The organism is Ralstonia pickettii (genome assembly GCF_000607165.1).
GTDB classification, from domain to species: domain Bacteria; phylum Pseudomonadota; class Gammaproteobacteria; order Burkholderiales; family Burkholderiaceae; genus Ralstonia; species Ralstonia holmesii.
Genome location: NZ_JFZG01000004.1, coordinates 255,892 through 279,280 on the forward strand (window position 1 = coordinate 255,892; position 23,389 = coordinate 279,280).

At 63.3% G+C, this 23,389-nt stretch carries 20 protein-coding genes; 13 read left to right on the forward strand and 7 right to left on the reverse strand.

The features are described from left to right. Nucleotides 1–58 precede the first annotated feature (58 nt). The 8 genes from BG83_RS0104315 (at nucleotide 59) to BG83_RS0104350 (ending at nucleotide 8,907) form a co-directional block, all read left to right on the forward strand. On the forward strand, nucleotides 59–1,240 hold the full coding sequence (locus BG83_RS0104315) for an acetyl-CoA C-acetyltransferase (protein ID WP_024975561.1): 1,182 nt from the start codon (nucleotides 59–61) through the stop codon (nucleotides 1,238–1,240). A 123-nt stretch (nucleotides 1,241–1,363) separates the two neighbouring features. After that, entirely contained in the window at nucleotides 1,364–2,104 is a 741-nt protein-coding gene (locus BG83_RS0104320) for a 3-ketoacyl-ACP reductase (protein ID WP_024975562.1), read from the forward strand. 395 nt (nucleotides 2,105–2,499) lie between these two features. After that, nucleotides 2,500–3,054 (forward strand): polyhydroxyalkanoate synthesis repressor PhaR, encoded by a 555-nt coding sequence (gene phaR, locus BG83_RS0104325; protein ID WP_024975563.1) that lies wholly within the window; start codon nucleotides 2,500–2,502, stop codon nucleotides 3,052–3,054. 198 nt (nucleotides 3,055–3,252) lie between these two features. Next, nucleotides 3,253–4,233, forward strand: a complete 981-nt coding sequence (locus BG83_RS0104330; RefSeq protein WP_024975564.1) for a tRNA dihydrouridine synthase — start codon at nucleotides 3,253–3,255, stop codon at nucleotides 4,231–4,233. Nucleotides 4,234–4,299: 66 nt separating this feature from the next. Further along, entirely contained in the window at nucleotides 4,300–5,661 is a 1,362-nt protein-coding gene (gene rimO / locus BG83_RS0104335) for a 30S ribosomal protein S12 methylthiotransferase RimO (RefSeq protein ID WP_024975565.1), read from the forward strand. A gap of 87 nt (nucleotides 5,662–5,748) precedes the next feature. Beyond that, nucleotides 5,749–6,933: a beta-ketothiolase BktB gene (gene bktB, locus BG83_RS0104340; protein WP_024975566.1), complete on the forward strand. Its 1,185-nt coding sequence runs from the start codon at nucleotides 5,749–5,751 to the stop codon at nucleotides 6,931–6,933. Then, on the forward strand, nucleotides 6,908–7,651 hold the full coding sequence (locus BG83_RS0104345; protein WP_024975567.1) for a hypothetical protein: 744 nt from the start codon (nucleotides 6,908–6,910) through the stop codon (nucleotides 7,649–7,651). Before bktB ends, BG83_RS0104345 begins: the two co-directional genes overlap by 26 nt. Before the next feature lie 41 nt (nucleotides 7,652–7,692). Continuing rightward, the gene (locus BG83_RS0104350) at nucleotides 7,693–8,907 is read left to right on the forward strand and encodes a cystathionine beta-lyase (protein WP_024975568.1); all 1,215 of its coding nucleotides are present in this window, start codon (nucleotides 7,693–7,695) and stop codon (nucleotides 8,905–8,907) included. 33 nt (nucleotides 8,908–8,940) lie between these two features. On the opposite strand, the gene serB is transcribed toward BG83_RS0104350, so the two are convergent. From serB to mfd, 3 genes are all read right to left on the reverse strand, one after another. Next, nucleotides 8,941–9,798, reverse strand: a complete 858-nt coding sequence (gene serB / locus BG83_RS0104355; RefSeq protein ID WP_024975569.1) for a phosphoserine phosphatase SerB — start codon at nucleotides 9,796–9,798, stop codon at nucleotides 8,941–8,943. 113 nt (nucleotides 9,799–9,911) lie between these two features. Next, complete coding sequence (gene argE, locus BG83_RS0104360; protein ID WP_024975570.1) at nucleotides 9,912–11,105, reverse strand: acetylornithine deacetylase; 1,194 nt, start codon at nucleotides 11,103–11,105, stop codon at nucleotides 9,912–9,914. 37 nt (nucleotides 11,106–11,142) lie between these two features. Then, nucleotides 11,143–14,574 carry a transcription-repair coupling factor gene (gene mfd, locus BG83_RS0104365; RefSeq protein ID WP_024975571.1) on the reverse strand — a complete coding sequence of 1,144 codons (3,432 nt, stop codon included), beginning with the start codon at nucleotides 14,572–14,574 and terminating at the stop codon, nucleotides 11,143–11,145. A gap of 173 nt (nucleotides 14,575–14,747) precedes the next feature. Between mfd and ispD the strand changes: the two genes are divergently transcribed. Together ispD and ispF are read left to right on the forward strand one after the other, a co-directional pair. After that, nucleotides 14,748–15,506: a 2-C-methyl-D-erythritol 4-phosphate cytidylyltransferase gene (ispD, locus tag BG83_RS0104370; RefSeq protein ID WP_024975572.1), complete on the forward strand. Its 759-nt coding sequence runs from the start codon at nucleotides 14,748–14,750 to the stop codon at nucleotides 15,504–15,506. Beyond that, the gene (gene ispF, locus BG83_RS0104375) at nucleotides 15,503–16,009 is read left to right on the forward strand and encodes a 2-C-methyl-D-erythritol 2,4-cyclodiphosphate synthase (RefSeq protein WP_024975573.1); all 507 of its coding nucleotides are present in this window, start codon (nucleotides 15,503–15,505) and stop codon (nucleotides 16,007–16,009) included. The genes ispD and ispF overlap by 4 nt, the downstream gene beginning before the upstream one ends. 81 nt (nucleotides 16,010–16,090) lie before the next feature. Here the strand turns inward: ispF and BG83_RS0104380 are convergent, their stop codons facing one another. From BG83_RS0104380 to ompR, 4 genes are all read right to left on the reverse strand, one after another. Further along, nucleotides 16,091–16,612, reverse strand: a complete 522-nt coding sequence (locus BG83_RS0104380; protein WP_024975574.1) for a carboxymuconolactone decarboxylase family protein — start codon at nucleotides 16,610–16,612, stop codon at nucleotides 16,091–16,093. 80 nt (nucleotides 16,613–16,692) lie between these two features. Further along, nucleotides 16,693–17,241, reverse strand: coding sequence for a peroxiredoxin (locus tag BG83_RS0104385; RefSeq protein WP_024975575.1), 549 nt, complete (start codon nucleotides 17,239–17,241; stop codon nucleotides 16,693–16,695). A 283-nt stretch (nucleotides 17,242–17,524) separates the two neighbouring features. Continuing rightward, nucleotides 17,525–18,886, reverse strand: coding sequence for an ATP-binding protein (locus tag BG83_RS0104390; protein WP_024975576.1), 1,362 nt, complete (start codon nucleotides 18,884–18,886; stop codon nucleotides 17,525–17,527). 33 nt (nucleotides 18,887–18,919) lie between these two features. After that, nucleotides 18,920–19,642 (reverse strand): two-component system response regulator OmpR, encoded by a 723-nt coding sequence (ompR, locus tag BG83_RS0104395; RefSeq protein WP_004627064.1) that lies wholly within the window; start codon nucleotides 19,640–19,642, stop codon nucleotides 18,920–18,922. A 220-nt stretch (nucleotides 19,643–19,862) separates the two neighbouring features. Between ompR and BG83_RS28525 the strand changes: the two genes are divergently transcribed. From BG83_RS28525 to BG83_RS0104410, 3 genes are all read left to right on the forward strand, one after another. After that, nucleotides 19,863–20,279 (forward strand): hypothetical protein, encoded by a 417-nt coding sequence (locus tag BG83_RS28525; protein WP_235193154.1) that lies wholly within the window; start codon nucleotides 19,863–19,865, stop codon nucleotides 20,277–20,279. Between the two features lie 70 nt (nucleotides 20,280–20,349). Next, nucleotides 20,350–21,972: a DUF1800 domain-containing protein gene (locus tag BG83_RS0104405; RefSeq protein WP_024975578.1), complete on the forward strand. Its 1,623-nt coding sequence runs from the start codon at nucleotides 20,350–20,352 to the stop codon at nucleotides 21,970–21,972. 25 nt (nucleotides 21,973–21,997) lie between these two features. After that, entirely contained in the window at nucleotides 21,998–23,182 is a 1,185-nt protein-coding gene (locus BG83_RS0104410; protein ID WP_024975579.1) for a DUF1501 domain-containing protein, read from the forward strand. The last annotated feature ends 207 nt before the right edge of the window (nucleotides 23,183–23,389 follow it).

Genomic DNA, 23,389 nt, shown 5'->3' on the forward strand with positions numbered 1-23,389 from the left:
GGCTTCGGCCGCTGACGGTGTCCAACGACCCTCTCTTTCGACAGTGGAAGGTAAGCAAATGACCGATGTTGTGATCGTATCGGCGGTACGCACCGCCGTGGGCAAGTTTGGTGGCTCGCTGGCGAAGATCGCTGCGCCTGAGCTTGGCGCGGCCGTTATCCGCGAAGCGCTGGCGCGTGCCAAGGTGGCACCGGATCAGGTGAGCGAAGTCATCATGGGCCAAGTGCTGACGGCAGGCTCGGGCCAGAACCCGGCGCGCCAGTCCGTCATCAAGGCCGGGCTGCCGAACATGGTGCCCGGCCTGACCATCAACAAGGTGTGCGGCTCGGGCCTGAAGGCCGTGATGCTGGCCGCCAACGCCATCATGGCGGGTGATGCCGAGATCGTCGTGGCCGGTGGCCAAGAAAACATGTCCGCCGCGCCGCACGTCCTGCCGGGCTCGCGCGATGGTTTCCGCATGGGCGATGCCAAGCTTATTGATTCGATGATTGTGGATGGGCTGTGGGACGTCTACAACCAATACCACATGGGCATCACGGCCGAGAACGTCGCCAAGGAATACGGCATCACGCGTGAAGCACAGGACGAGTTTGCCGTGGCATCGCAGAACAAGGCTGAAGCTGCGCAGAAGTCGGGCCGCTTCAACGACGAAATCGTTCCGATCCTGATCCCGCAGCGCAAGGGCGATCCGATTGCCTTTACGCAGGACGAGTTCGTTCGCCATGGCGCCACGCTCGAATCGATGGTTGGGTTGAAGCCCGCCTTCGACAAGGCCGGCACGGTGACGGCGGCCAACGCCTCGGGCCTGAACGATGGCGCCGCCGCTGTCGTGGTGATGTCGGCAGCCAAGGCCAAGGAACTGGGTCTGACGCCGCTGGCCACGATCCGTGCGTACGCGAGCGCCGGTCTGGATCCGAAGGTCATGGGCATGGGGCCGGTACCGGCATCGCAGCGCTGCCTGTCGCGCGCCGGCTGGTCGGTGGGCGATCTGGACCTGATGGAGATCAACGAGGCGTTCGCCGCTCAGGCGCTGGCAGTGCATCAGCAGATGGGCTGGGATACGTCCAAGGTCAACGTCAATGGCGGTGCGATTGCGATCGGTCACCCGATCGGCGCGTCGGGCTGCCGCATCTTGGTCACGCTGTTGCACGAAATGCAGAAGCGCGATGCGAAGAAGGGCCTGGCCTCGCTGTGTATCGGCGGCGGCATGGGCGTGGCACTGGCGGTTGAGCGTCCGTAAGTTTTTTTGCAGTGGGATTGGCGTGAGGCGGAACGAACGCCACACACGCCAATCCGAGACACCTGAGCATTTGCTGCCTGGCAAGAGGCCAGGCAGTTCTAACAACAAGGACTAGGAGTGGACATGACCAAACGCATTGCATACGTCACCGGTGGCATGGGCGGTATCGGAACGGCGATTTGCCAGCGCTTGGCGCGCGACGGCTTCACCGTTGTCGCAGGCTGCGGCCCGAACTCGCCGCGCAAGGCGAAATGGCTCGAACAGCAAAAGGCGCTCGGTTTCGATTTCGTGCCGTCCGAGGGCAACGTCGGTGATTGGGAGTCCACCAAGGCAGCGTTCGACAAGGTCAAGGCTGAAGTGGGTGAGGTGGATGTCCTGATCAACAACGCCGGCATCACGCGCGACGTGGTGTTCCGCAAGATGACCCGCGCCGACTGGGATGCAGTGATCGACACCAACCTGACTTCGCTGTTCAACGTGACCAAGCAGGTCATCGACGGCATGGCGGATCGCGGCTGGGGCCGTATCGTCAACATCTCGTCGGTGAACGGCCAGAAGGGGCAGTTTGGCCAGACCAACTACTCGACGGCCAAGGCTGGCTTGCATGGCTTCACGATGGCGCTGGCGCAGGAAGTCGCAACCAAGGGCGTAACGGTCAACACGGTGTCGCCCGGCTATATCGCCACCGACATGGTGAAAGCGATTCGTCAGGATGTGCTCGACAAGATCATTGGCACCATCCCGGTAAAGCGCTTGGGCGAGCCGACCGAGATCGCCTCGATCTGCGCTTGGCTGGCATCTGAAGAATCTGGTTTCTCCACCGGCGCGGACTTCTCCCTCAACGGCGGCCTGCACATGGGCTGATGCTCCCACGCCCATGCTGCAGCATGGGCGCAGCAATTTTTCCCCTGAATTTGCCTGCATGCTGCAATGCTCGATTGCATTGCAGCAGGCTTTTTGCATCCTGTCGGGGCAACTGTCCGAGTGCGTGAGCCGCATCAAAATGCTGCGGGTTTTTACCGGGGGAGGTCGCCTTTTCTTTGCAAGGCGATCCGCATAGAATCCAACCACGGAGGCGCTCCGCAGGGAGACACGGGGCGTCCGATCATAACCGGATGCATCTGCGCTGCTCTTGAATGCAGCATTCGCACGCAGATCGGAACAACCGGGCAACCGCGTATTTTGCTGCGTCGCTCGGTGCAGTCATTTCGCACTGCATCGGCTGCACCGCAGCAGCATCGCCAACACGGAAAGGCACGATGGCCACCAGCAAGAAGGGCACCGAACGGCTGATCAAGAAATATCCCAACCGCCGGCTCTACGATACCCAAACCAGCACGTACATCACGCTGGCAGACGTCAAGCAGCTCGTGATGGAAACTGAAGAGTTTCGCGTTGTTGATGCGAAATCCGGTGAAGACCTGACCCGCAGCATCCTGCTGCAGATCATCCTGGAAGAGGAAACCGGCGGTGTGCCGATGTTCTCCGGCGCGATGCTCGCTCAGATCATCCGTTTCTATGGCAACGCCATGCAGGGCATGATGGGCACGTATCTGGAAAAGAACATCCAGGCGTTTGTCGACATCCAGAGCAAGCTGGCCGAAAACTCCAAGGATCTGTACAGCGGCAACTCCTTCAACCCTGACATGTGGTCGCAATTCATGAACATGCAGGGGCCGATGATGCAAGGCATGATGAGCAACTACATCGAGCAGAGCAAAAACCTGTTCGTGCAGATGCAGGAGCAGATGCAGAGTCAAGCCAAGAACATGTTCGGGACATTCCCGTTCAATCAGCCGCCCGAGAAGAAGTAAGTTTGGCTGGCTGGCAAAACAAGGCGAATCGCATGGCGGTTCGCCTTTTTTATTGGGCGCGCGTGGGTGAGGGCGGCAAGGTAAAATACCGATCTTTCAGGTGAGGCATACGCCTCTCCGACGATCACGATTCCCGCTTCGGTCTCCCATGTTTGATGTTCGCTCCCGGCCCGTGCGCCGGCCGTCTTCCGTTTTCGCATGAGCCGTCTTTTGCTTGCCCCGATGGAAGGGGTCGCAGATTACGTCATGCGCGACGTGCTGACCCAAGCTGGCGGCTACGACGGATGCGTCTCGGAGTTCGTCCGGGTGACGGGCTCGTTGCTGCCCGCGCGCACGTACGAACGTGAGACGCCCGAGATCCGCAACGGCGGCTATACCGCCAGCGGCACGCCGATGACCATCCAGCTCCTTGGCAGCGATCCGGAATGGCTGGCACGCAATGCGGCATACGCGGCGTCCCTTACGCCGCATGGCATCGACCTCAACTTCGGTTGCCCGGCCAAGGTCGTGAACCGGCACGGCGGCGGCGCCATGTTGCTCGCCACGCCGGAAGTGCTGTACGACATCGTGCATGCCGTGCGAGCCGCCGTGCCGGCCAACATTTCGGTGACGGCGAAGATGCGGCTCGGCGTTTCCGATACTTCCCGAGCGATTGATTGTGCGACGGCCCTGGCGGAGGGCGGTGCCGAATCGCTCGTCGTGCATGCCCGCACGCGCGACCACGGCTACCGTCCTCCTGCCCATTGGGACTGGATTGCACGTATCGCCGACGCCGTAAGCATCCCCGTGACCGCCAACGGCGAGGTCTGGACGGTGGCTGATTGGGAGCGTTGTCGCGCCGTCAGCGGCTGCGATGACGTGATGATCGGCCGTGGCGCCGTATCTGACCCATTCCTGGCCCAACGCATTCGCGGGCAGATGGATCAAGCGCCGTCTGCGGCGGAATGGCCGGTTGTGCTGGGCTTTCTCGCCGATTATCTGAAAAAGCTGCATGCGCGCATCTCGGCCAAACATGAGCATGGCCGCGTCAAACTGTGGCTCAGCTATCTGAAGCGGACGTGGCCGCAGGCCGCGGAACTGCACGATGCGATCCGCAGACTGCAAGACGCGCTGGAAATCGAGCGCGTGATCGAACAGATGCAGCTTCGGCTTGGCCGCCCAGGCGCGGCTAACGGTTAAAATACGCAACTGCGCGGCACACCCCGTGTGCACAGCGCAAATCCTCTCCCACATCAGGTTGTTTCCATGTCCGACGTCAGTACCCAGAGCCCCAAGGTGGGGTTCGTCAGTCTCGGTTGTCCCAAGGCCTTGGTCGATTCCGAGCAGATCATCACCCAACTGCGCGCGGAGGGGTATGAGATCTCCGGCACGTACGGTGGGGCGGACCTGGTGGTCGTCAATACCTGCGGCTTCATCGACGAGGCTGTCCAGGAAAGCCTGGATGCGATTGGCGAGGCGTTGGCCGAGAACGGCAAGGTGATCGTGACCGGCTGCCTGGGTGCCAAGAAGGACGCCGCAGGCCAGGACATCATCACCAACGTACACCCGAAGGTGCTGGCTGTGACCGGCCCCCACGCGCTGGGCGAGGTGATGGAAGCGGTGCACACGCACCTGCCCAAGCCGCACGACCCGTTCATCGATCTGGTGCCGCCGCAAGGCATCAAGCTCACGCCCAAGCACTACGCGTATCTGAAGATTTCCGAAGGCTGCAACCACCGCTGCAGCTTCTGCATCATCCCGTCGATGCGTGGCGATCTCGTCTCGCGTCCGGTGGCCGAAGTGATGCTGGAGGCGGAAAACCTGCTGAAGGCCGGCGTCAAGGAACTGCTCGTCATCTCCCAGGACACCAGCGCTTATGGCGTCGATGTGAAATTCCGCATGGGCTTCTGGAATGGCCGCCCGCTGAAGACGCGCATGACCGAGCTGGTGGGCGCGCTTGGCGAGTTGGCGTCGCAGTACGGCGCCTGGGTGCGCCTGCATTACGTCTACCCGTACCCGAGCGTGGACGAGGTGATGCCGTTGATGGCCGAGGGCAAAGTCCTTCCGTATCTGGACGTGCCTCTGCAGCACGCCCACCCCGACGTGCTCAAGCGCATGAAGCGCCCGGCCAACGCCGAGAAAACGCTGGACCGCATCCGTGCCTGGCGCGAGGTCTGCCCGGAGTTGACCATCCGTAGCACATTCATCGCGGGCTTCCCGGGTGAAACGGAAGAGGAGTTCCAAACGCTACTCGACTTCATCGCCGAGGCAGAGCTGGACCGCGTGGGTTGCTTCGCGTATTCGCCGGTCGAAGGCGCCACCGCCAACGACTTGCCGGGCGCGCTGCCCGATGAGGTGCGCGAGGAGCGCCGCGCGCGCTTTATGGAAGTCGCCGAGCGCGTGTCTGCGCGCCGCCTCCAGCGCAAGGTTGGCAAGTCGCTGCGCGTGCTCGTGGATGAGGTTAATCAGGACGGCGGCATCGGCCGTTCGTCGGCGGATGCGCCAGAGATTGACGGCCTGGTCTATATCGCGCCGCCGTCCAAGCCATACAAGCGCTACAAGGCGGGCGATTTTGTTTCGGTCAAGATTACCGGCGCCGATGGTCACGACCTGTGGGGCGAGGTCTGATCCCCTTAGGTAGTCGTACCTAAAATTTGCGAACGGTCGTGCGTTTATACTGGCCGCCATCCAATTTCGATGGCACAGGAGACAGCAATGGCACGTGAAGTGGTGGTGGTCAGCGGCGTTCGTACCGCAATCGGAACGTTTGGCGGCAGCTTGAAGGATGTGGCGCCGTGCGAACTGGGCGCGCTCGTCGTGCGCGAGGCGCTGGCCCGCGCAAGTGTGAAGGGCGAAGATGTTGGCCACGTGGTGTTTGGCCACGTGATCAACACCGAGCCGCGCGACATGTATCTCTCGCGCGTGGCTGCGGTGAACGGCGGCGTGTCGGCCGAAACCCCCGCATTCAACGTCAACCGCCTGTGCGGCTCGGGCCTGCAGGCCGTGGTGAGCGCCGCGCAAACCGTTCTGCTTGGCGACGCCGACGTTGCCATTGCCGGCGGTGCAGAAAGCATGAGCCGTGCGCCTTACCTTGCGCCCGCCGCCCGTTGGGGTTCGCGCATGGGCGACGCCAAGATGGTCGACATGATGCTTGGCGCTCTGCACGACCCGTTCCACGCGATCCACATGGGGGTGACGGCGGAAAACGTTGCCCGCGAATTCGGCATCAGCCGCGAGCAGCAAGACCAGACCGCGCTGGAATCGCACCAGCGTGCATCGCGCGCCATCCAGGCCGGCTACTTCAAAGACCAGATCGTTCCGGTGACGATCAAGTCGCGCAAGGGCGATATCCAGTTCGATACCGATGAGCACGTCCGCCACGACGCGGTCATCGACGATATGACCAAGCTCAAGCCGGTCTTCACGAAAGAGAACGGCACGGTCACGGCAGGCAACGCTTCGGGCCTGAATGACGCGGCTGCCGCGCTGGTGCTGATGGAGCGCTCGGAGGCGGAGAAGCGCGGCCTCAAGCCATTGGCACGGCTGGTGTCGTACGGCCACGCTGGCGTGGATCCGAAGATCATGGGTATCGGCCCGGTGCCGGCCACACGCAAGGCGCTGGAGCGCGCAGGCCTGTCGGTGAAGGATCTGGATGTGATCGAAGCCAACGAGGCATTTGCCGCACAGGCCTGCGCGGTGACGAAGGAACTCGGCCTCGACCCGGCCAAGGTCAACCCGAACGGTTCGGGCATCTCGCTCGGCCACCCGATAGGCGCAACGGGTGCGCTTATCACGGTCAAGGCGCTGTACGAGCTGCAGCGCATCGGTGGTCGCTACGCGCTGGTGACCATGTGTATTGGTGGAGGACAAGGCATTGCGGCGGTGTTCGAACGCATCTGAACGCATTTTTTCGATTGAACGCCTGATTTGGCCCACTGGCGCGCTGCTTGCGCTGGTGCTGGCCGCAGGCGTGGCGCCGGTGTCCGCGCAGACGCCGGCCGCCAACAACGGCTACGACGTATCGACCGGCAGCACCAACGTGCAGCCAGGTGACCTGGGCCTGAACCGCGCCGTTGCCGATGGCGACAAGCGCCGCGCTCAGGCCGGGAAGGGTGACAACGGGTTCTCCGCCCAGACAGCGCCGCCCCGTTTGCTGCAGCCGCAGCCCGACTACGCGAGATATCCCGTCTACACCGGCGTGATCGGCGACATGCCGATCCGCATGCGCCTTGGCCGCAAGACCGGTGAAATCGACAGCGTCCACGGCGAATACGTTGCGGGCAACGCGGCGGGCGTGCGCCTGGTGACCGGCGAATATGAAAACGGCGGTTTTCTCATGGAGGAGTCCGATGACGGCACGCACGTCACGGGCACCTGGGAAGGCGCCATCGACGGTCACGGCATTGTGCGCGGCACGTGGACGGACGTGGCGCACGACGGCCATACACTGCCCTTTGTGCTGCGGCCCGTCGCGGTGGTGGTGATTCCGCCGTACGATGCCGCAGCCAATAGCAATGCCGCTGTACCTGCAACGCCAATGACGCCGCTAGTTCCCGCTGCGCCGGGCCAGATTGCGCCACCGTCCAGCAATCCAACGCGATCAAGCGCGCACTGGTAAGCAGCAAGAAATTGCTCATACGCCATCAAACAGGAAACCTCGTGAACGACGACACCAAGCTCCCGCCCATGTTTCCCGCGACCCAGGCTGTGCATCCGGAATTGCATATCCCGCCGGGCTTCACGGCGTTCTCGCATGCCACGCATCGTGCGTCGACGGTGGTGTTCAAAGACCTCGCCGACATGCGCGCCTTCGGCAGCGGGAGCGTGGTGCATTGGCGCTACGGCCTGCATGCCACGCCGACCTCCGACGCGCTGTGCCAAGCGCTGGCGCAGATCGAGGGCGGCTCGCACGCGCTGCTGCTCCCTTCGGGGCTGGCGGCGATTTCGCTGGTGTACTTCTCGCTGATCAAATCCGGCGACGATGTGCTGATCCCGGACAACGCCTACGGGCCGAACCGCGACCATGGCGAGTGGATGGCACGCCAGTTCGGCATCACCGTGCGTTACTACGACCCGATGATCGGCGCCCGCATTGCCGACCTGATGCGCCACAACACCAAACTCGTGTGGCTCGAAGCGCCGGGTTCGGTGACGATGGAAGTGCCGGACTGCAAGGCCATCGCAGAGGTGGCGCGCAAGGCCGGGGCCATCACCGCCATCGACAACACCTGGAGCGGTGGCCTGTACTACCAGCCGTTTGAACACGGCATCGACATCTCCGTGCAGGCGTTGACCAAGTATCAGTCGGGGGGCAGCGATGTGCTCATGGGCGCTGTCATCACCAACGATGAAGCGCTGCACCACAGGCTGCTTGCCACGCGCATGCGCATGGGCTGGGGCGTGTCTGCGGACGATTGCTACTTCGTGCTGCGTGGCCTGCCGAGCCTGCCGACGCGTCTGGCTGCGCACGACGCGCACGCCCGCGAAGTGGCCGAATGGCTGGCTGACCGCCCCGAAGTCGTGCGCGTGCTGCACCCGGCGCTGCCCGATTGTCCGGGCCACGAAAACTGGAAGCGCGACTTTACCGGCGCGAGCGGGTTGTTCTCGATCGTGTTGCACGAGCGCTATTCGCAGGCGCAGATCGATGCCTTTATCGAAGGCCTGCGCTACTTTGCGATCGGCTTTTCGTGGGGCGGAGCGAACAGCCTGGCGCTGCCATACAACGTCCCGTCGATGCGCACGGCGACTGCCTGGCCGCCAGCCGATTGGCAAAACGCGGGCGGTTTCGTGCGGCTGTATATCGGTTTGGAAGATCCGCGTGATTTGATTGCGGATTTGAAGCAGGCGATGGAGACGCACCTGCGGGCGGAGTAGCACGTTCCCGCAGGTGGAAATGCCCGTAGCGGCTTACTGCTGCGGGAACAAATTCAGCAATCCATCCAGGCCGACTACGTTGAACGCCACGTCGGCCTGCGCCTGCACGATGGGCTTGGCACGGAACGCCACCGACAGGCCGGCCACCCCCATCATCTTCAGATCGTTCGAGCCGTCGCCCATGGCGATGGCGTTGTGCGGCGACACGCCCAGATCCTGGCAGAACGCCTTGAGCGTCTGCGCCTTCACATCCGCATTGACGATCTCGCCCAGCACGCGGCCAGTGAGCTTGCCGTCGACGATCTCCAGCGTGTTGGCGCGCGTGCGGTCCAGGCCCAGGCGCTTCTGCAGGCGCGAGGTGAAGAATTCGAAGCCGCCCGATACCAGCAGCGTGCGGATGCCCAGCGCTTGCACGGCCTTGAGCATCTTTTCGGCACCCAGGGAGAGCTGCAGACGCTCGGCGTAGACGCGCTCCAGCACGCTCGCATCCAGGCCTTTGAGCAGTTCAACACGGCGCGTCAGGCTCTCGTTGAAATCCTTGATCTCGCCCCGCATCGACGCTTCGGTGATGGCGGCCACTTGCGGCTTGAGCCCGCAGAAATCCGCAATCTCGTCGATGCACTCGATGGTGATGAGCGTGGAATCCATGTCCATCGCCAGCACGCGGAAGTCGCCGAACGTCCATTCGTCGGGAATCCACGCGTAGTCCATCTTCAGGTTGGCGCAGATGGCGTCAAGCTGGACGCGCAATTCGCTGGGCAGTTCGTGCACCCATTCGATGGCGGCAACGTTGGGCGCGCGCATCTCGTAGGCGGCGCTGCCAAACAGACTGCGGATGGATTCAATGTCGCCGGTGGACAGCGGCGACAGGCTTTGCAGGATGACGGGCATGGAGTGGCTGGAGCGGGGGAGCGGGCAGTTCGGCGCCGAGGAAGCCCGCTATTGTAGCGAACGCCCCGGGCGGAATGCGCCCCACCAAAAGGTGAGGCGTTGCAGTGTAAGCGTTAGGCGGACGCGGTTTCGAGCATCAGGCTGCGCGCCACCTTGGCGAGGAAGCGGTCGCAGGCGTCGAGCTGGGCGAGTTCGACGTATTCGTTGGCCTTGTGCGCCTGTTCGATGTTGCCTGGGCCGCACAGCACAGCCGGAATGCCGGCGCGCTGGAAGAGGCCGGCTTCAGTGCCATAGGCGACCTTGCGTTTGTCGTTGTCTTCAGTCAGCACACGCACAAGCTGCGTGATGGCGGCTTGCTCCGATGCGTCCAGGGAGGGCGCAGCGGCAATTTCATCGAGTTCGATGCGGGCATCCGGGTGCTCGCGCTGCATGGCGGGCTCGATGGTTTCGCGCACGTAGTGTTCGACGCGCGCGCGGATGGCCGGCGCGTCCACGCCCGGCAGGTTGCGGAATTCAAACACCAGCTCGCACAGCGCGGGAATCGTGTTCAGCGCGATACCGCCGTTGATGAGGCCGGTCGATGCCGTGGTGAACGGCACGTCAAATGCATCGTCGAACGGGCCCTTGGCACGGAATTCATCGGCCAGGTCGCGCACGAAACAGATGATGCGCGCGGCGTACTCGATGGCGTTCACACCCTGCGGTGTCAGCGACGAATGCGCGGCGCGACCGTGCACACGGCAGCGGTAAGCGTTGATGCCCTTGTGCGCGACGATCGGGCGCATGGAGGTGGGCTCGCCGACGATGCAGCCGGCGGGCTTGATGCCGCGGGCGATCAGGTCTTCGATCATGCGCGGGGCGCCTACACAGCCGACTTCCTCGTCGTATGACAGCGCAAAGTGCACAGGCTCGCGCAGCTTGGCCTGAAGCAGCGACGGCACCAGCGCCAGCGACGAAGCAATGAACCCCTTCATGTCGCACGTGCCGCGGCCGTAGAGCCTGCCGTCGCGCACTTCCGGCGCAAACGGGTTACTGTCCCATTTCTGGCCGTCTACCGGCACAACATCGGTGTGGCCCGACAGCACGATGCCGCCTTGCACGCTGCCGTCCGCTGCGGGAATCGTGGCAAACAGGTTGGCCTTGTTGCCATCGTCGTTGTGCGAGAGATGCGATTCGAGACCGACGCCGCGCAGGTAGTCGCGCACCGTTTCGATCAGTGCCAGGTTGGAGCCGCGGCTGGTGGTGTCGAAGCTGACGAGCTTGTTCGTCCAGTCGAGGGTGGAGAGCGGGGTGAGGGCGTTGCTCATGATGGTTTCCTTGTTCTGATTGGCTGATCCTACTGGATCACGTCAATTGCCGCATGGCATGGCGAATGGTCTGAGCCAGCGCGCCGAATTCGGCCGGAATGTTTTCGATACGCAGACGATCTTGCCCCGCCAGCTTGATCTGCCGGTTCTTCTGCACGAGATCGATGATCTTGATGGCGTCGACAGGCGGGTTCGGTATGAACTGCAACGTGACGGCGTTCGTGCCCGTGTCGATCTTGCGGATGCCTAGCGGCGCGGCGGCAATGCGCAGCCGGTGCGTTTCGATGAGCGATTGCGCCTGCGGCGGCAGCTTGCCGAAACGGTCGATCAGCTCTTCCTGAATGTTGTCGATGGTCTCTCCGTTTTCGCAGTTGGCCAGACGCTTGTACAGCGAGAGGCGCTCCTGCACATCGCCGCAATAGTCCTGCGGCAGCAGGGCAGGCGTGCCGAGGTTGATCTCGGTGGTAGCCGCAAGCGGCGCCATCAGATCGGGCTCCTTTCCCGCCTTGAGCGACTTCACCGCCTGGTTGAGCATGTCGGTGTAGAGCTGGAAGCCGATCTCGGAAATCTCGCCCGATTGCTTGTCGCCCAGCACTTCGCCGGCGCCACGGATTTCCAGATCGTGCATCGCCAGGTAGAAGCCCGCGCCGAGTTCTTCCATCTGTTGAATGGCTTCAAGGCGGCGTTGTGCCTGCTTGGTCAGGCCATCCACGTCGTGCACCAGCAAGTACGCATAGGCCTGGTGGTGCGAGCGCCCAACGCGGCCACGCAACTGGTGCAACTGCGCCAGGCCGAACTTGTCGGCGCGGTGGATCAGGATCGTGTTGGCGGTCGGCACGTCAATGCCGGTTTCGATGATCGTCGTGCACAGCAGGATGTTGGCGCGCTGGGCCACGAAATCGCGCATCACGCGCTCCAGTTCGCGCTCGTGCATCTGGCCGTGGGCGACCACCACGCGCGCTTCCGGAATCAGCTCTTCCAGTTTGGCGCGCTTGTTCTCGATGGTTTCGACCTCGTTGTGCAGGAAATAGACCTGGCCGCCGCGTTTCAGCTCGCGCAGGATGGCTTCGCGCAGCACGCCGTCTTCCTCGCGGCGCAGGAACGTCTTGATGGCCAAGCGCTTTTGCGGCGCAGTGGCGATCACCGAGAAATCGCGCAGGCCTTCCAGCGCCATGCCCAGGGTGCGGGGGATCGGCGTGGCCGTGAGCGTGAGCACGTCCACCTCGGCGCGTAATGTTTTGAGCGCTTCTTTCTGGCGCACGCCAAAGCGGTGTTCCTCGTCGATGATGACGAGCCCCAGCCGGTTGAACTTCACATCCGGCGAGAGCAGCTTGTGCGTGCCGATCACGATGTCGATGGTGCCGGCGTTGATGGCTTCGATCGCGCTATCGATCTCTTTCTTGTTCTTGAAACGCGAGATCTCGGCAATGCGCACCGGCCAGTCGGCAAATCGGTCGACCAGCGTGTGGTAGTGCTGTTCGGCGAGCAGCGTGGTCGGCGCCAGGATGGCAACCTGCTTGCCGCCCATCACCGCAACAAATGCGGCACGCAGCGCGACCTCCGTCTTGCCGAAGCCAACGTCGCCGCAGACGAGGCGATCCATCGGCTTGCCCGACGTCATGTCGGCGATCACGGCGGCAATGGCGGCGGCCTGGTCGGGTGTTTCGTCAAAGCCGAAGCTCTCGGCAAAGGTGGCGTAGTCCTCGGGCGTGAGCGGGAAGGCGAAGCCCTGGCGCAATGCGCGTCTCGCGTACAGATTCAGCAGTTCGGCCGCCGTATCGCGAATCTGCTGCGCTGCCTTGCGTTTGGCCTTTTCCCATTGGCCTGAACCGAGCGAATGCAGTGGTGCGGTTTCCGGATCGGCGCCCGAGTAGCGCGAGATCACGTGCAACTGATGCACCGGCACGTAGAGCTTGCTGCCCTTGTCGTAATCGAGGTGCAGGAACTCTTCCTCGCCGTTGCCCATGTCGATGGAGACCAGCCCCTGGTAGCGGCCGATACCGTGCTCGCTGTGCACCACCGGATCTCCGATCTTCAACTCGGCCAGGTCGCGCACCATCGAATCCACGGCGGTGGCCTGTTCCTGCTTGCGGCGACCAGCGCGGCGCACGGTTTGCGCGTACAGCTCGGTCTCGGTGATGAGCGCGATGCGTTCGTCGCCGAGGATGAAACCCTGATACAGCGGCGCCACGCCCAGCACGAACTTGGCATCGCCGCTCATCAGGTCGGCAAAGTCAGCGACGCCTTCGGGATGCAGGCCGCTGGCGGCAAGCATTTGCGCAAGCGTTTCGCGGCGGCCTGCGGATTCGGCGCAGATCATCACGCGGCAATTGCTGCGCATCAGGAACGATTCGAGATTGACCAGCGGGTCTTCTGCGCGGCGGTTGACGGCAACGTTGGGCAACGGCAGCGAAAGCGGGGCATCGCCAGGCTCGGCGCGCAACACCAGACGTGCGAGCGGCTTGGCCGCGACGAAGAACGCCTCTTCATCCAGATACAGCGCCGACGGCTGCAGCAATGGCCGTTCGCGGTCGTGGCGCATGAAGTTGTAGCGCTGGGTGGTGTCGGCCCAGAAGCGGCGCACGGCGCCTTCGATATCGCCGACGAAGGCGAGGTGCGTGGCGCCCGGCAGGTAGTCGAACAGCGTCGCGGTTTCTTCGAAGAATAGGGGCAGGTAATACTCGATGCCGGCACTGGGCACGCCGTTGCCGATGTCTTTGTAGATGGGCGAGCGCGTCGGGTCGCCTTCGAACACCTCCCGCCAGCGTCCGCGGAAGGCGGTGCGCGAGGCCTCGTCCATCGGAAATTCGCGGCCCGGCAGCAGGCGGACTTCGTTCACGGGGTAGAGGCTGCGCTGCGTGTCGGGGTCGAACGAGCGGATGGTCTCGATTTCGTCGCCAAACAGGTCGAGCCGATATGGCAACGGCGAGCCCATCGGGAACAAGTCGATCAGGCCGCCGCGCACGGAGTATTCACCCGGGCGCATCACGGCGCTGACGTGCTCGTAGCCGGCCAGGGTGAATTGCGCTTTCAGCGCTGCCTCGTCCAGCTTTTCGCCCTTCTTGAAGAAGAACGTGTAGGCGGCCAGGAACGATGGCGGTGCCACGCGTTGCAGTGCCGTGGAGGCCGGCACGAGCAGGATGTCGCACGCACCGTTCTGCAGGTCATGCAGCGTCGCCAGCCGCTCGGAGATCAAATCCTGGTGCGGAGAAAAATTGTCGTATGGCAGCGTTTCCCAGTCCGGCAGCAGCTTCACGCGCGCCTGCGGGGCAAACCAGCGCAGCTCATCCGCCAGGCGTTGGGCATCGACGGCATTGGCGCAGACCACCGCCAGCATCGGCACGGCGGCGCCATGCTGCTCCAGGTAGCGCGCAAGCAGCAGGGCGTCTGCCGCGCCCTGCAGGCCGCTGAAGACGAAGCGCGAGCCCGGTTTGACGGCGGGCAGGGCGGAGAGCGAAAAATCGGACATGAGGTGTCAGGTTCTGTGGGGCACGACAGCAAGACAAAGCACGACACCCCGCCGGCATATGCAGGCGGGGTGTCGTGACGCAGACCGCTATTATAAAATCCGCGCCAGCAGCGTGCTTGGCGAGGGCCAAAACCCACGCAAATGCTGCGCCCACGTTCACTTTCCCGCCTGTCATGCCGATTTCCCTCCCTGGCCGACGCCGTTTTGCGCTGATTCCCTCGGCCGGCACCGGCTCGCGTGCCGGCGGTGATCTGCCCAAGCAATATCAGATGATCGCCGGGCGGCCGATGCTGTGGCACACGGCGCAGGCGTTTCTGGCCAGCCCCCAAATCGATACCGTACTTGTGGTGACGACACCCGGCGCACAGCCGCTCGTACAGCGCTTTCCCGACGGCGGTTTCGACGCGCCCAAGCTGGTCGAAGTCGATTGCGGCGGCGATTCCCGCCACGCGTCTGTCGCCCACGGGTTGGCGGCGTTGCGTGGTTTGGGCGCGCACGATGACGACTGGGTACTCGTGCACGACGCGGCGCGCCCCGGTTTGACGCCTGCCCTGATCGCGCGTTTGGTCGGGGCTGTAGAGGCCGAAGGCACGCAAGCTGCGGGGGGCATCCTTGCGCTGCCCGTGGCAGACACGCTCAAACGCGCCGATGCTGCCCAGCACATCGGCGCGACCGTGCCGCGTGATGGACTGTGGCAAGCGCAGACGCCGCAGATGTTTCCCCTCGGCCTGCTGGAGCGCGCCTTGCGGGAAGTGCTGTTGCAACATCGCATCGTCACCGACGAAGCCAGCGCGATTGAAGCGGCCGGACACCCACCGCTGCTTGTGCCGGGTGCGCTGCGCAACTTCAAAGTGACGTATCCCGACGATTTCGCGCTCGCCGAGGCCATCCTTGCGCAGAGCGTACAACCCAGCGAGGCACCGCAAGCATGAACTGGATGGACATTCGCATTGGCCAGGGCTACGACGTGCACGCGCTGGTGGAGGGCCGCAAGCTGATCCTGGGCGGCGTGGAGATTCCGCACACCCGCGGCCTGCTCGGCCACTCCGATGCTGACGCGCTGCTGCATGCGATTACCGACGCGCTGTTCGGCGCCGCCGGCCTGGGTGACATCGGCCGGCATTTTCCTGACACGGATCCGGCATTTGCCGGCGCCGACAGCCGCATGCTGCTGCGCGAAGCCGTGCGCCGCGTGCACAAGGCCGGTTATGCGGTCGGCAATGTCGACGCGACCGTCATCGCGCAGAAGCCGAAGCTCGCGCCACACGTGCCTGGCATGGTCGCGAACCTCGCGGAGGACCTAGGCATTGCGCCCGAGCGATGCAACGTCAAGGCCAAGACCAACGAGAAGCTTGGCTTTGAAGGCAAGGAGGAAGGCATCGTCGCGCAGGCCGTGGTGCTGATCTATCGTGCGGAAGGCGCAGATCAGGACTGAGCCCGCATCGTTATCGCGCCAAGGCAAACGGCAGCACCGGAGCGATCCGGGCTGCCGTTTTCGTTTGCGGGATCGGCGTGGCTATTCAGCCGCGATGACCAGCGCCGCTGCGTTGATCACGGCTGCGATACGACCAACATCCCGCAATTGCTGCGCGCTCATCCCTTGGTGATTCTTCAGCAAGTCGTAGTGCGATTTGATGCAGAAATGACACTTCCCGATGATGGAAGCGGCCAGGGCATACATCTCAAAGCGGCGCTTGTCGACGCCGCCGTTGTTGGCGTAGGCGTTCATGCGCAGTTCCGCTTTCTGCTGCGCAAGGTCGGAGTCGTCGGCCATCTCGATGTACGGATACCAGACGTTGTTCATGCCCATGAGGGCGGCAGCCGTCAGCGCGCCGTTCACCTCCTCGGGCGAGAGCACCCCGGCATTGCGGATGGCATCGGTCAGCACTTTGCTCTTCGTGGCGAAAGCGGCGGCCAGCGCGACGCCCACCGCGTCATTGCCCTCCAGCGAGGAGCGCGCGATCGTGCCATCCAGGTTCAGGCGGATGTCTTTGGCGTAGTCCGGAATGCGCCCCTTGATTGTCTGCAGAAATTCCATCGATTTCTCCTATCAGCTGGCGCTGAAAAAGAAAGCCCGCGCAGGGGCGGGCTTCGGATTCGGAGGGCGCCGCGTGGCGCTTACAGTGTGGAGCCGCCGACAGCGCGATTGCACGGGCATAGCTCGTCCGTCTGCAGACCATCGAGAATGCGCAGCACTTCGTCCGGATTGCGGCCCACGTTCAGGTTGTTGACCGACACATGCTGGATCACGTTGTCCGGGTCGACGATGAAGGTGGCGCGCAACGCAACGCCGGCCTCGTGCTCGCGTACGCCAAGCTGGTCGACCAGGGCGCCTGTCGAATCCGCAAACGACCACTGATTCAGCTTGTTCAAGTCTTTGTGCTCGCGGCGCCATGCGAGCTTGACGAATTCATTGTCGGTCGAGCCGCCGAGCACGATGGTGTCGCGGTCGGCAAAGTCATCGTTCAGTTTGGCGAAGGCAACGATTTCGGTCGGGCAGACAAAGGTGAAGTCCTTCGGATAGAAGAAGATGACTTTCCATTTGCCTGGGAACGAGGTCTCGGTGATGTCTTCGAACGCCGACTGGCCGTTCTCCTCGTGATTGTTGAACCCGGGCTTGACGCCGACGACCTTGAACGGTTCGAGCTTGTCACCAATGGTCTTCATGAGCTTCTCCTGGAGTTGTGTGGCAATGGGTGCGGAACCCTAACGGGGATTTGCAGACACACGCTCACCGGCCGCCCGGGTCCGACTGGGGAAACGGACGGAGACGAAGAACGCGCAGGCGCGCAGCCTGGCGGCTGGAGTATTGGCGATGAACTCGAAACCGGCCAATTGATATTCTCAACGCCGGCCATAGCGCTACCTGCAGCCGCACGTTATCGGCGGCGCATGACAGTCGTGGGAAGCAGGGGATATGCCCGGGGGCGGATCGCGGCGGAGTGCCTGATCAAGCGCGCGCGTAACAGGCGCTTACGAGCAGCCCCGTTTCGGGCGGTGTGCGGTTCTCAAGCACGAGGTGGCCGCCGCTGCGCTGCAAGATACGATTGACGATCGACATGCCGAGCCCGGCGCCCTTGGCTTCGCTGCGTGCCGATTCAAGACGGTAAAACGGCCGCGTGAGCAACGCAAGCTGATCCGTCGGCACGCCCGCACCGCGATCGGCCACGCACAATACAACCTCGTTGCCTTGCAGGAAGGTGCTGACGGTGATCTCCGCGCGGTCCGTGCCAGGGGTCTTGCCGTAGCGTCGTGCGTTTTCGATCAGGTTGTCCAGAATGCGCTGCGTTTCCATGCGGTTGCAGCGGGCGATCGCCTCGGGCGCGAGCTTGAGCGTCAGGTCGATATCGTCGTGTGCCGAGTAGACCGGTGCCGTGTCGCGCACGAGTTCGGTCAGGTCCACGTCTTCGAGCATCTCGCCGCTGGGTCGCGCGTAGTCTAGGAACTGGCCGATGATCGCGTCCATCTGTTCGATGTCGGCCACCATCAGTTCGCGCGTCTGCTCGTCGACTGGGCTCATCTCCGTTTCCAGGCGCAGGCGCGTAAGCGGCGTGCGCAGATCGTGCGAGATGCCAGCCAGCATGACGGCGCGATCGGCCTCAAGCTGTTTGAGGTCGCGCACCATCTGGTTGAAGCTGTGGTTCGCCTGCGCCACTTCGGTGCCGCCGCCTTCGGGCAACGCCTTCGGATCATCTCCCGCACTGATGGCGCGCGCCGTATCGGCCAGGCGCTTGAGCGGCTGGTTCACGCGTGACGTAATGAACGCTGCGCCCAGCACCGACAGCACCAGTGCCGCCATCGACCACCACAGCCATTGCAACCCAGGTACGTGCTCAAAACGGTCGGGGCTGATGGCGACCCAGTAATCGTCGCCCTCGATCTGGAAGCTCACCCACACGCCCGGGATGTCATTGACGGCCGTGGCAATTACCGCGTCGGCGCCGAGCCGGTTGCGGATTTCCTGTTGGACGAGCTGTGTCAGATACGGGTTGGTGTGCGGTTCGCGGTATTCGTCTTCCTTTTCGCGCGGGTAGACCTTGATGCCCTCGTTCTGCACGAGATCGAGCAGAAGGAAGCGGCGTCGCGACGGATCCGAGTACAGCAGCGCTGCCCGCGTGAGCTTGACCACGCTGACCACCTGCATGGCGATCTGCTGCGCGCGCGGTTCGCGCTCGAAAATACGGAAGCTCTGGAACCACACGCCCAGAGAGATCGCGATGAGCAATGCGATCAGCATGAAGGTTCGCCAGAACAGCGAACCAAACACACTGATCAGCAGACGCCGCAACGCGGCCGGACGCGGGATGCGCAAGTCGGATGCGGAAAAGAAGGGTTGCTCGGGTGCTTACTTGGCGCCGTCAGGAATGAACACGTAGCCCAGGCCCCACACGGTCTGGATGAAGCGGGGGTTGCTGGCGTCCGGTTCGATCAGCTTGCGCAGGCGCGAAATCTGCACGTCCAGGCTGCGGTCGAACACTTCGTATTCGCGGCCGCGCGCCATTTCCATCAGCTTTTCGCGCGATAGGGGTTGGCGCGGATGGCGTGCGAACACCTTGAGCACGGAGAATTCACCCGTTGTGAGGGTGATCTCTTCGTCGTTTTTCTTGAGCGTGCGCGTGGCCAGGTTGAGCACGAAATCGCCAAAGGCGAAGGTCTCAGGCGTCTCAGACGGCGCACCGGGAATCTCCGCCGGGCCGCGGCGGCGCAGCACGGCGTGGATGCGGGCGATCAGCTCGCGGGGGTTGAAGGGCTTGGGCAGATAATCGTCCGCGCCCATTTCGAGGCCGACAATGCGGTCGACGTCTTCGCCCTTGGCGGTGAGCATGATGATAGGCGTCTGATCGTTTGCGCCGCGCAGGCGACGGCAGATCGACAAACCGTCTTCACCCGGCATCATCAGGTCGAGCACGAGCAGATCGAAGCGCTCGCGCAACCAGAGTTTGTTCATGGCCGTGGCGTTTTCTGCCACCAGCACGGTGAAGCCCTGTTCCCCCAGGTAACGGCGCAGCAGATCGCGCAGGCGGGGGTCGTCATCGACGACGAGAATCTTTTGACCGGAATTTTCCATGGCGCTAATGGTAACGACAAAAACATGGGCCCAATGGACAACAGAAGGCAGTAAAAGCCCAATTGAAACAGACGGTTACATTATTTACCGAGTCTCGCGAACAGTCTGTAGGACGCGCAGCTACACTGCCTTGGCAGTTCCTCGCAACGGTTTGGGGTCTGTTGCCCCCCGCCCAGGGGACTGGCGTGCAATGCGGTTGCCTGTTATCGATTGTCGCGCAATGATGCATGGCGCATCGGTTTCCAGCAACAAAGACGTGGCTTCTCAACTCCCTTTTTCGAATCGCTCAGTGATGTTTCGGCGGCGCGCGGCGCTGTTGACCTGTGTTCTTGCCCTCTGTGCGGCCGGCTCGCAGGCGCACGCGCGTGGCGAACGCGGTGGCTTTGGCGGATTCGGCGGCTTTTTCGGCGGCGGGCATCAGATGCACGCCGGCGCGCAGGAAAAAAAGGGCGGGCAGAGTCCAGCGCGCGGCCGTGGTGGCGAGGAACGCAGCCGCCGCGCCGCCGCGATGGAAAACCGCCGTGGAGAGAATGCCGATCGTGGGGCTCCGCAACGCAAGCTGTCTCCCGAGGAGCGCAAGCAATTGCGTCAGAACATCTATGACGTCACGCGGGATATCTACCACCGTGGCGGCTAGGTAGGGGCCGAGGAAAAGCGCACGAGTCGCTGCCCCCGGCAAAGCAGTAGGGTCGTTTCGGGGGACCGACATGCGAATCCGTAGCACCACGATCTTCTTGGCGCTGGCCGCCGGCGCGCTTTCACTGCAGACCGCGCATGCGGCAACGCAGAACACGCCACATCGCCACACCACGCAAGCCAAGGCGCCCGCCGCTGACGAACAGCGCCTGGACCGCGACGATGCGCGCTATTTCCTCACCCGCATCGGCTTTGCGCCTTCCGAGGGCGACCTCGATGCCTACGCCGGGCTCACGCGCCGCGAGGCCGTCGACCGCGTGCTCGCCCAAACGGGCACCGTTGCCACGCAGGCGCCGCCAGCTTGGGTGAACGATCCCATCATCCCGTACAACAAGCTGCCGGACGAAGATGCCCGCAAGGCAGCTCGCCAGAAGAACGCTGCGCACGAGCTGGAACTGCGCGCGTGGTGGATGGGCGAGATGATCAAGACGCCGTCGCCGCTGACAGAGCGCATGACGCTGTTCTGGCACAACCATTTCGTTTCCAGTTCGCAGAAGGTGCCGTTCGCGCAGTTGATGTATCGGCAGAACTTGCTGCTGCGCCAGAACGCCGTGGGCAACTTCGGCACGATGCTGCACGCCATCGGCAAAGACCCGGCGATGTTGATTTACCTGGATGGCGCCGAAAGCCGCAAGGGCAAGCCGAACGAGAACTTCGCGCGTGAGGTGATGGAGCTGTTCACGCTGGGCGAGGGCCATTACACCGAGCAGGACATCAAGGAAGCCGCGCGCACCTATACGGGCTGGAGCATCGACCGCGAGCACGATTTCGCTTACATCTGGCGGCCGCAGATTCATGACACGGGCGTGAAGACGGTGTTCGGCCAGAGCGGCGATTACGACGGCGACCAGATGCTCGACATCCTGCTGTCTCGCCCCGAGACGGCCAACTTCATCGTCACCAAGCTCTGGCATGAGTTCGTTTCGCCAGACGTGGATGCGGCACAGGAACAGCGCGTGGCCGATGCCTTCCGGGCAAGCGGCTACGACATCAAGGTGGCGCTGCGCGAGCTGTTCCTGACGCCGGCGTTTTGGGCGCCGCAATCGCACGCGACGCTGGTGAAGTCGCCGGTGGAGATGATTGTCGGCACGCTCAAGCAGTTCAACGTGCAGTACACCGACCCGACGCCGTTTGCGATCAAGTCGGCGCAGCTCGGGCAGAACCTGCTGGCACCGCCCAACGTCAAGGGCTGGCCCGGCGGCGATGCATGGATCAACTCGAACACACTGCTGGGGCGCAAGCAGTTTCTTGATCAACTATTCCGCTCCACCGAGATGAAGGCGCCGCCGGCCAAGCAACAGGCGCAACAGCAGAAGCCCGGCATGATGGTGGCGGCCATGCGCGAAGACCTGAAGCAGGGCAGCACCGTGCAGGGCCTGGGCCAGGCGCTCAAGGGCATGGGGCAGGAAGGCCGCTTCAAGCTGGCGCAGTCGCAGACGATGGTGTCGTTCAACTCGGCCAAGTGGCTCGCGCAGTTCGGTGCGGACGGAGATGACCCGCCGCAACTGGCGCCGCGCATCTCCATCCAGCGTGCGGTGCTGCCGATCGAGCCGACCGCCCCCATTCCCGTCAAGCTGGCCGGTACGGCGTACCTGCGCACGCTGATGATGGACCCGGCTTACCAGTTGAAATAACGCCATCGCTGCAGGAGCACACATCATGGAACGTCGCGATTTTCTGAAGGCCGGCGCCATGCTCGGCATGGGTGGCGCAGTCCCGGGGATTGTCTTTGCGCAAGGGCAGGACAAGCGCAAGGGCTACGGCAACCTGCTCATCCTCATTGAACTCAAGGGCGGCAACGACGGGCTGAACACCGTGGTGCCGTACACGAGCGCGCAGTACTACGCGCTGCGCCCGCGCATCGCCATCAAGCGGGAGCAGGTGCTGCAACTGGACGACCGCTACGGCCTGCATCCGTCTTTGCAGGCGATGATGCCGCTGTGGCAGGCGGGTGAATTGTCGGTGGTGCAGGGGCTGTCGTATCCGCAGCCGAATCTCTCGCATTTCCGCTCGATCGAGATCTGGGACACCGCCTCGCGCTCCGATCAATACCTGCGCGAAGGCTGGTTGACGCGTGCGTTTGCCGCGCGGCCCGTGCCGCCATCGTTCGGCGCCGATGGCGTGATCATCGGCAGCGCGGATCTTGGCCCCCTCGACGGCGGCGCACGTGCCGTCGCGCTGGCCAATCCCGATGCGTTCCTCAACGAAGCCAAACTGGCGATGCCGTCGCATGCCATGGGCAACGCCACGCTCGCGCACGTGCTGAAGGTCGAGGCGGACATCGTCAAAGCCGCCGACGGGCTGCGTCCGAAGTCCGGCAAGTTTGCGTTCCAGACGCACTTTCCCGACGGCGGGTTCGGCAACTCGATCAAGGCGGCGATGCAGGTGGTGGCAGCGCCAGGCCATGGCGGTGCGGATGTTGCCGTGGTGTGCCTGTCGCTCGGTAGCTTTGATACCCATACCAATCAGCAAGGCACGCAGGCGAACTTGCTGCGGCAGTTGGGCGAAGGCGTGGTTTCGCTCAAGAGCGCGTTGACGGAGCTGGGCCGCTGGAACGATACGCTGATCGTCACGTATTCCGAGTTCGGCCGTCGCCCGCGCGAGAACCTGAACAACGGGACGGATCACGGCACGGCTGCCGCGCATTTCGTGGCCGGTGGCCGCGTAAAGGGCGGGCTGGCAGGGCAGGGGCCGGTGCTGGAACGCCTGGACGGCGGAGGCAATCTCGACCCGTCGGTCGATTTCCGCTCGCTTTACGCCACAGTGCTGGAGCGCTGGTGGGGGATGGATTCCCAATCCGTGCTGGCGGGCCGGTTTGCGCCGCTGGATCTCATCAAAGCCTGAGTGACGCCTTTCGGGCGGGCAGATTGCCTCTGCAGGCGTTAAGCCCGCCCAACTTCATCGATCTTCTCTGAGAGGTTTCACGCTTGCCACGGCAACGCGCGGGAAAACCCTGCCTTGACCATTGATATATCAATAAATAGATTCTGATATATCAAAAAGGCGTGTGCCGGCCGACTGGGCGGACCACAACAACAATGTGAGGAGACT

Coding starts and splice junctions, on each gene's coding strand:
- mfd (WP_024975571.1), bottom strand. CDS start 14,574: ATGTCCGATTTTTCGCTCTCCGCCCTGCCCGCCGTCAAACCGGGCTCG.
- BG83_RS0104385 (WP_024975575.1), bottom strand. CDS start 17,241: ATGAAGACCATTGGTGACAAGCTCGAACCGTTCAAGGTCGTCGGCGTC.
- rimO (WP_024975565.1), top strand. CDS start 4,300: ATGTCCGACGTCAGTACCCAGAGCCCCAAGGTGGGGTTCGTCAGTCTC.
- BG83_RS0104315 (WP_024975561.1), top strand. CDS start 59: ATGACCGATGTTGTGATCGTATCGGCGGTACGCACCGCCGTGGGCAAG.
- bktB (WP_024975566.1), top strand. CDS start 5,749: ATGGCACGTGAAGTGGTGGTGGTCAGCGGCGTTCGTACCGCAATCGGA.
- ispF (WP_024975573.1), top strand. CDS start 15,503: ATGAACTGGATGGACATTCGCATTGGCCAGGGCTACGACGTGCACGCG.
- BG83_RS0104380 (WP_024975574.1), bottom strand. CDS start 16,612: ATGGAATTTCTGCAGACAATCAAGGGGCGCATTCCGGACTACGCCAAA.
- ompR (WP_004627064.1), bottom strand. CDS start 19,642: ATGGAAAATTCCGGTCAAAAGATTCTCGTCGTCGATGACGACCCCCGC.
- phaR (WP_024975563.1), top strand. CDS start 2,500: ATGGCCACCAGCAAGAAGGGCACCGAACGGCTGATCAAGAAATATCCC.
- ispD (WP_024975572.1), top strand. CDS start 14,748: ATGCCGATTTCCCTCCCTGGCCGACGCCGTTTTGCGCTGATTCCCTCG.
- BG83_RS0104405 (WP_024975578.1), top strand. CDS start 20,350: ATGCGAATCCGTAGCACCACGATCTTCTTGGCGCTGGCCGCCGGCGCG.
- serB (WP_024975569.1), bottom strand. CDS start 9,798: ATGCCCGTCATCCTGCAAAGCCTGTCGCCGCTGTCCACCGGCGACATT.
- BG83_RS0104410 (WP_024975579.1), top strand. CDS start 21,998: ATGGAACGTCGCGATTTTCTGAAGGCCGGCGCCATGCTCGGCATGGGT.
- BG83_RS28525 (WP_235193154.1), top strand. CDS start 19,863: ATGATGCATGGCGCATCGGTTTCCAGCAACAAAGACGTGGCTTCTCAA.
- argE (WP_024975570.1), bottom strand. CDS start 11,105: ATGAGCAACGCCCTCACCCCGCTCTCCACCCTCGACTGGACGAACAAG.
- BG83_RS0104330 (WP_024975564.1), top strand. CDS start 3,253: ATGAGCCGTCTTTTGCTTGCCCCGATGGAAGGGGTCGCAGATTACGTC.
- BG83_RS0104320 (WP_024975562.1), top strand. CDS start 1,364: ATGACCAAACGCATTGCATACGTCACCGGTGGCATGGGCGGTATCGGA.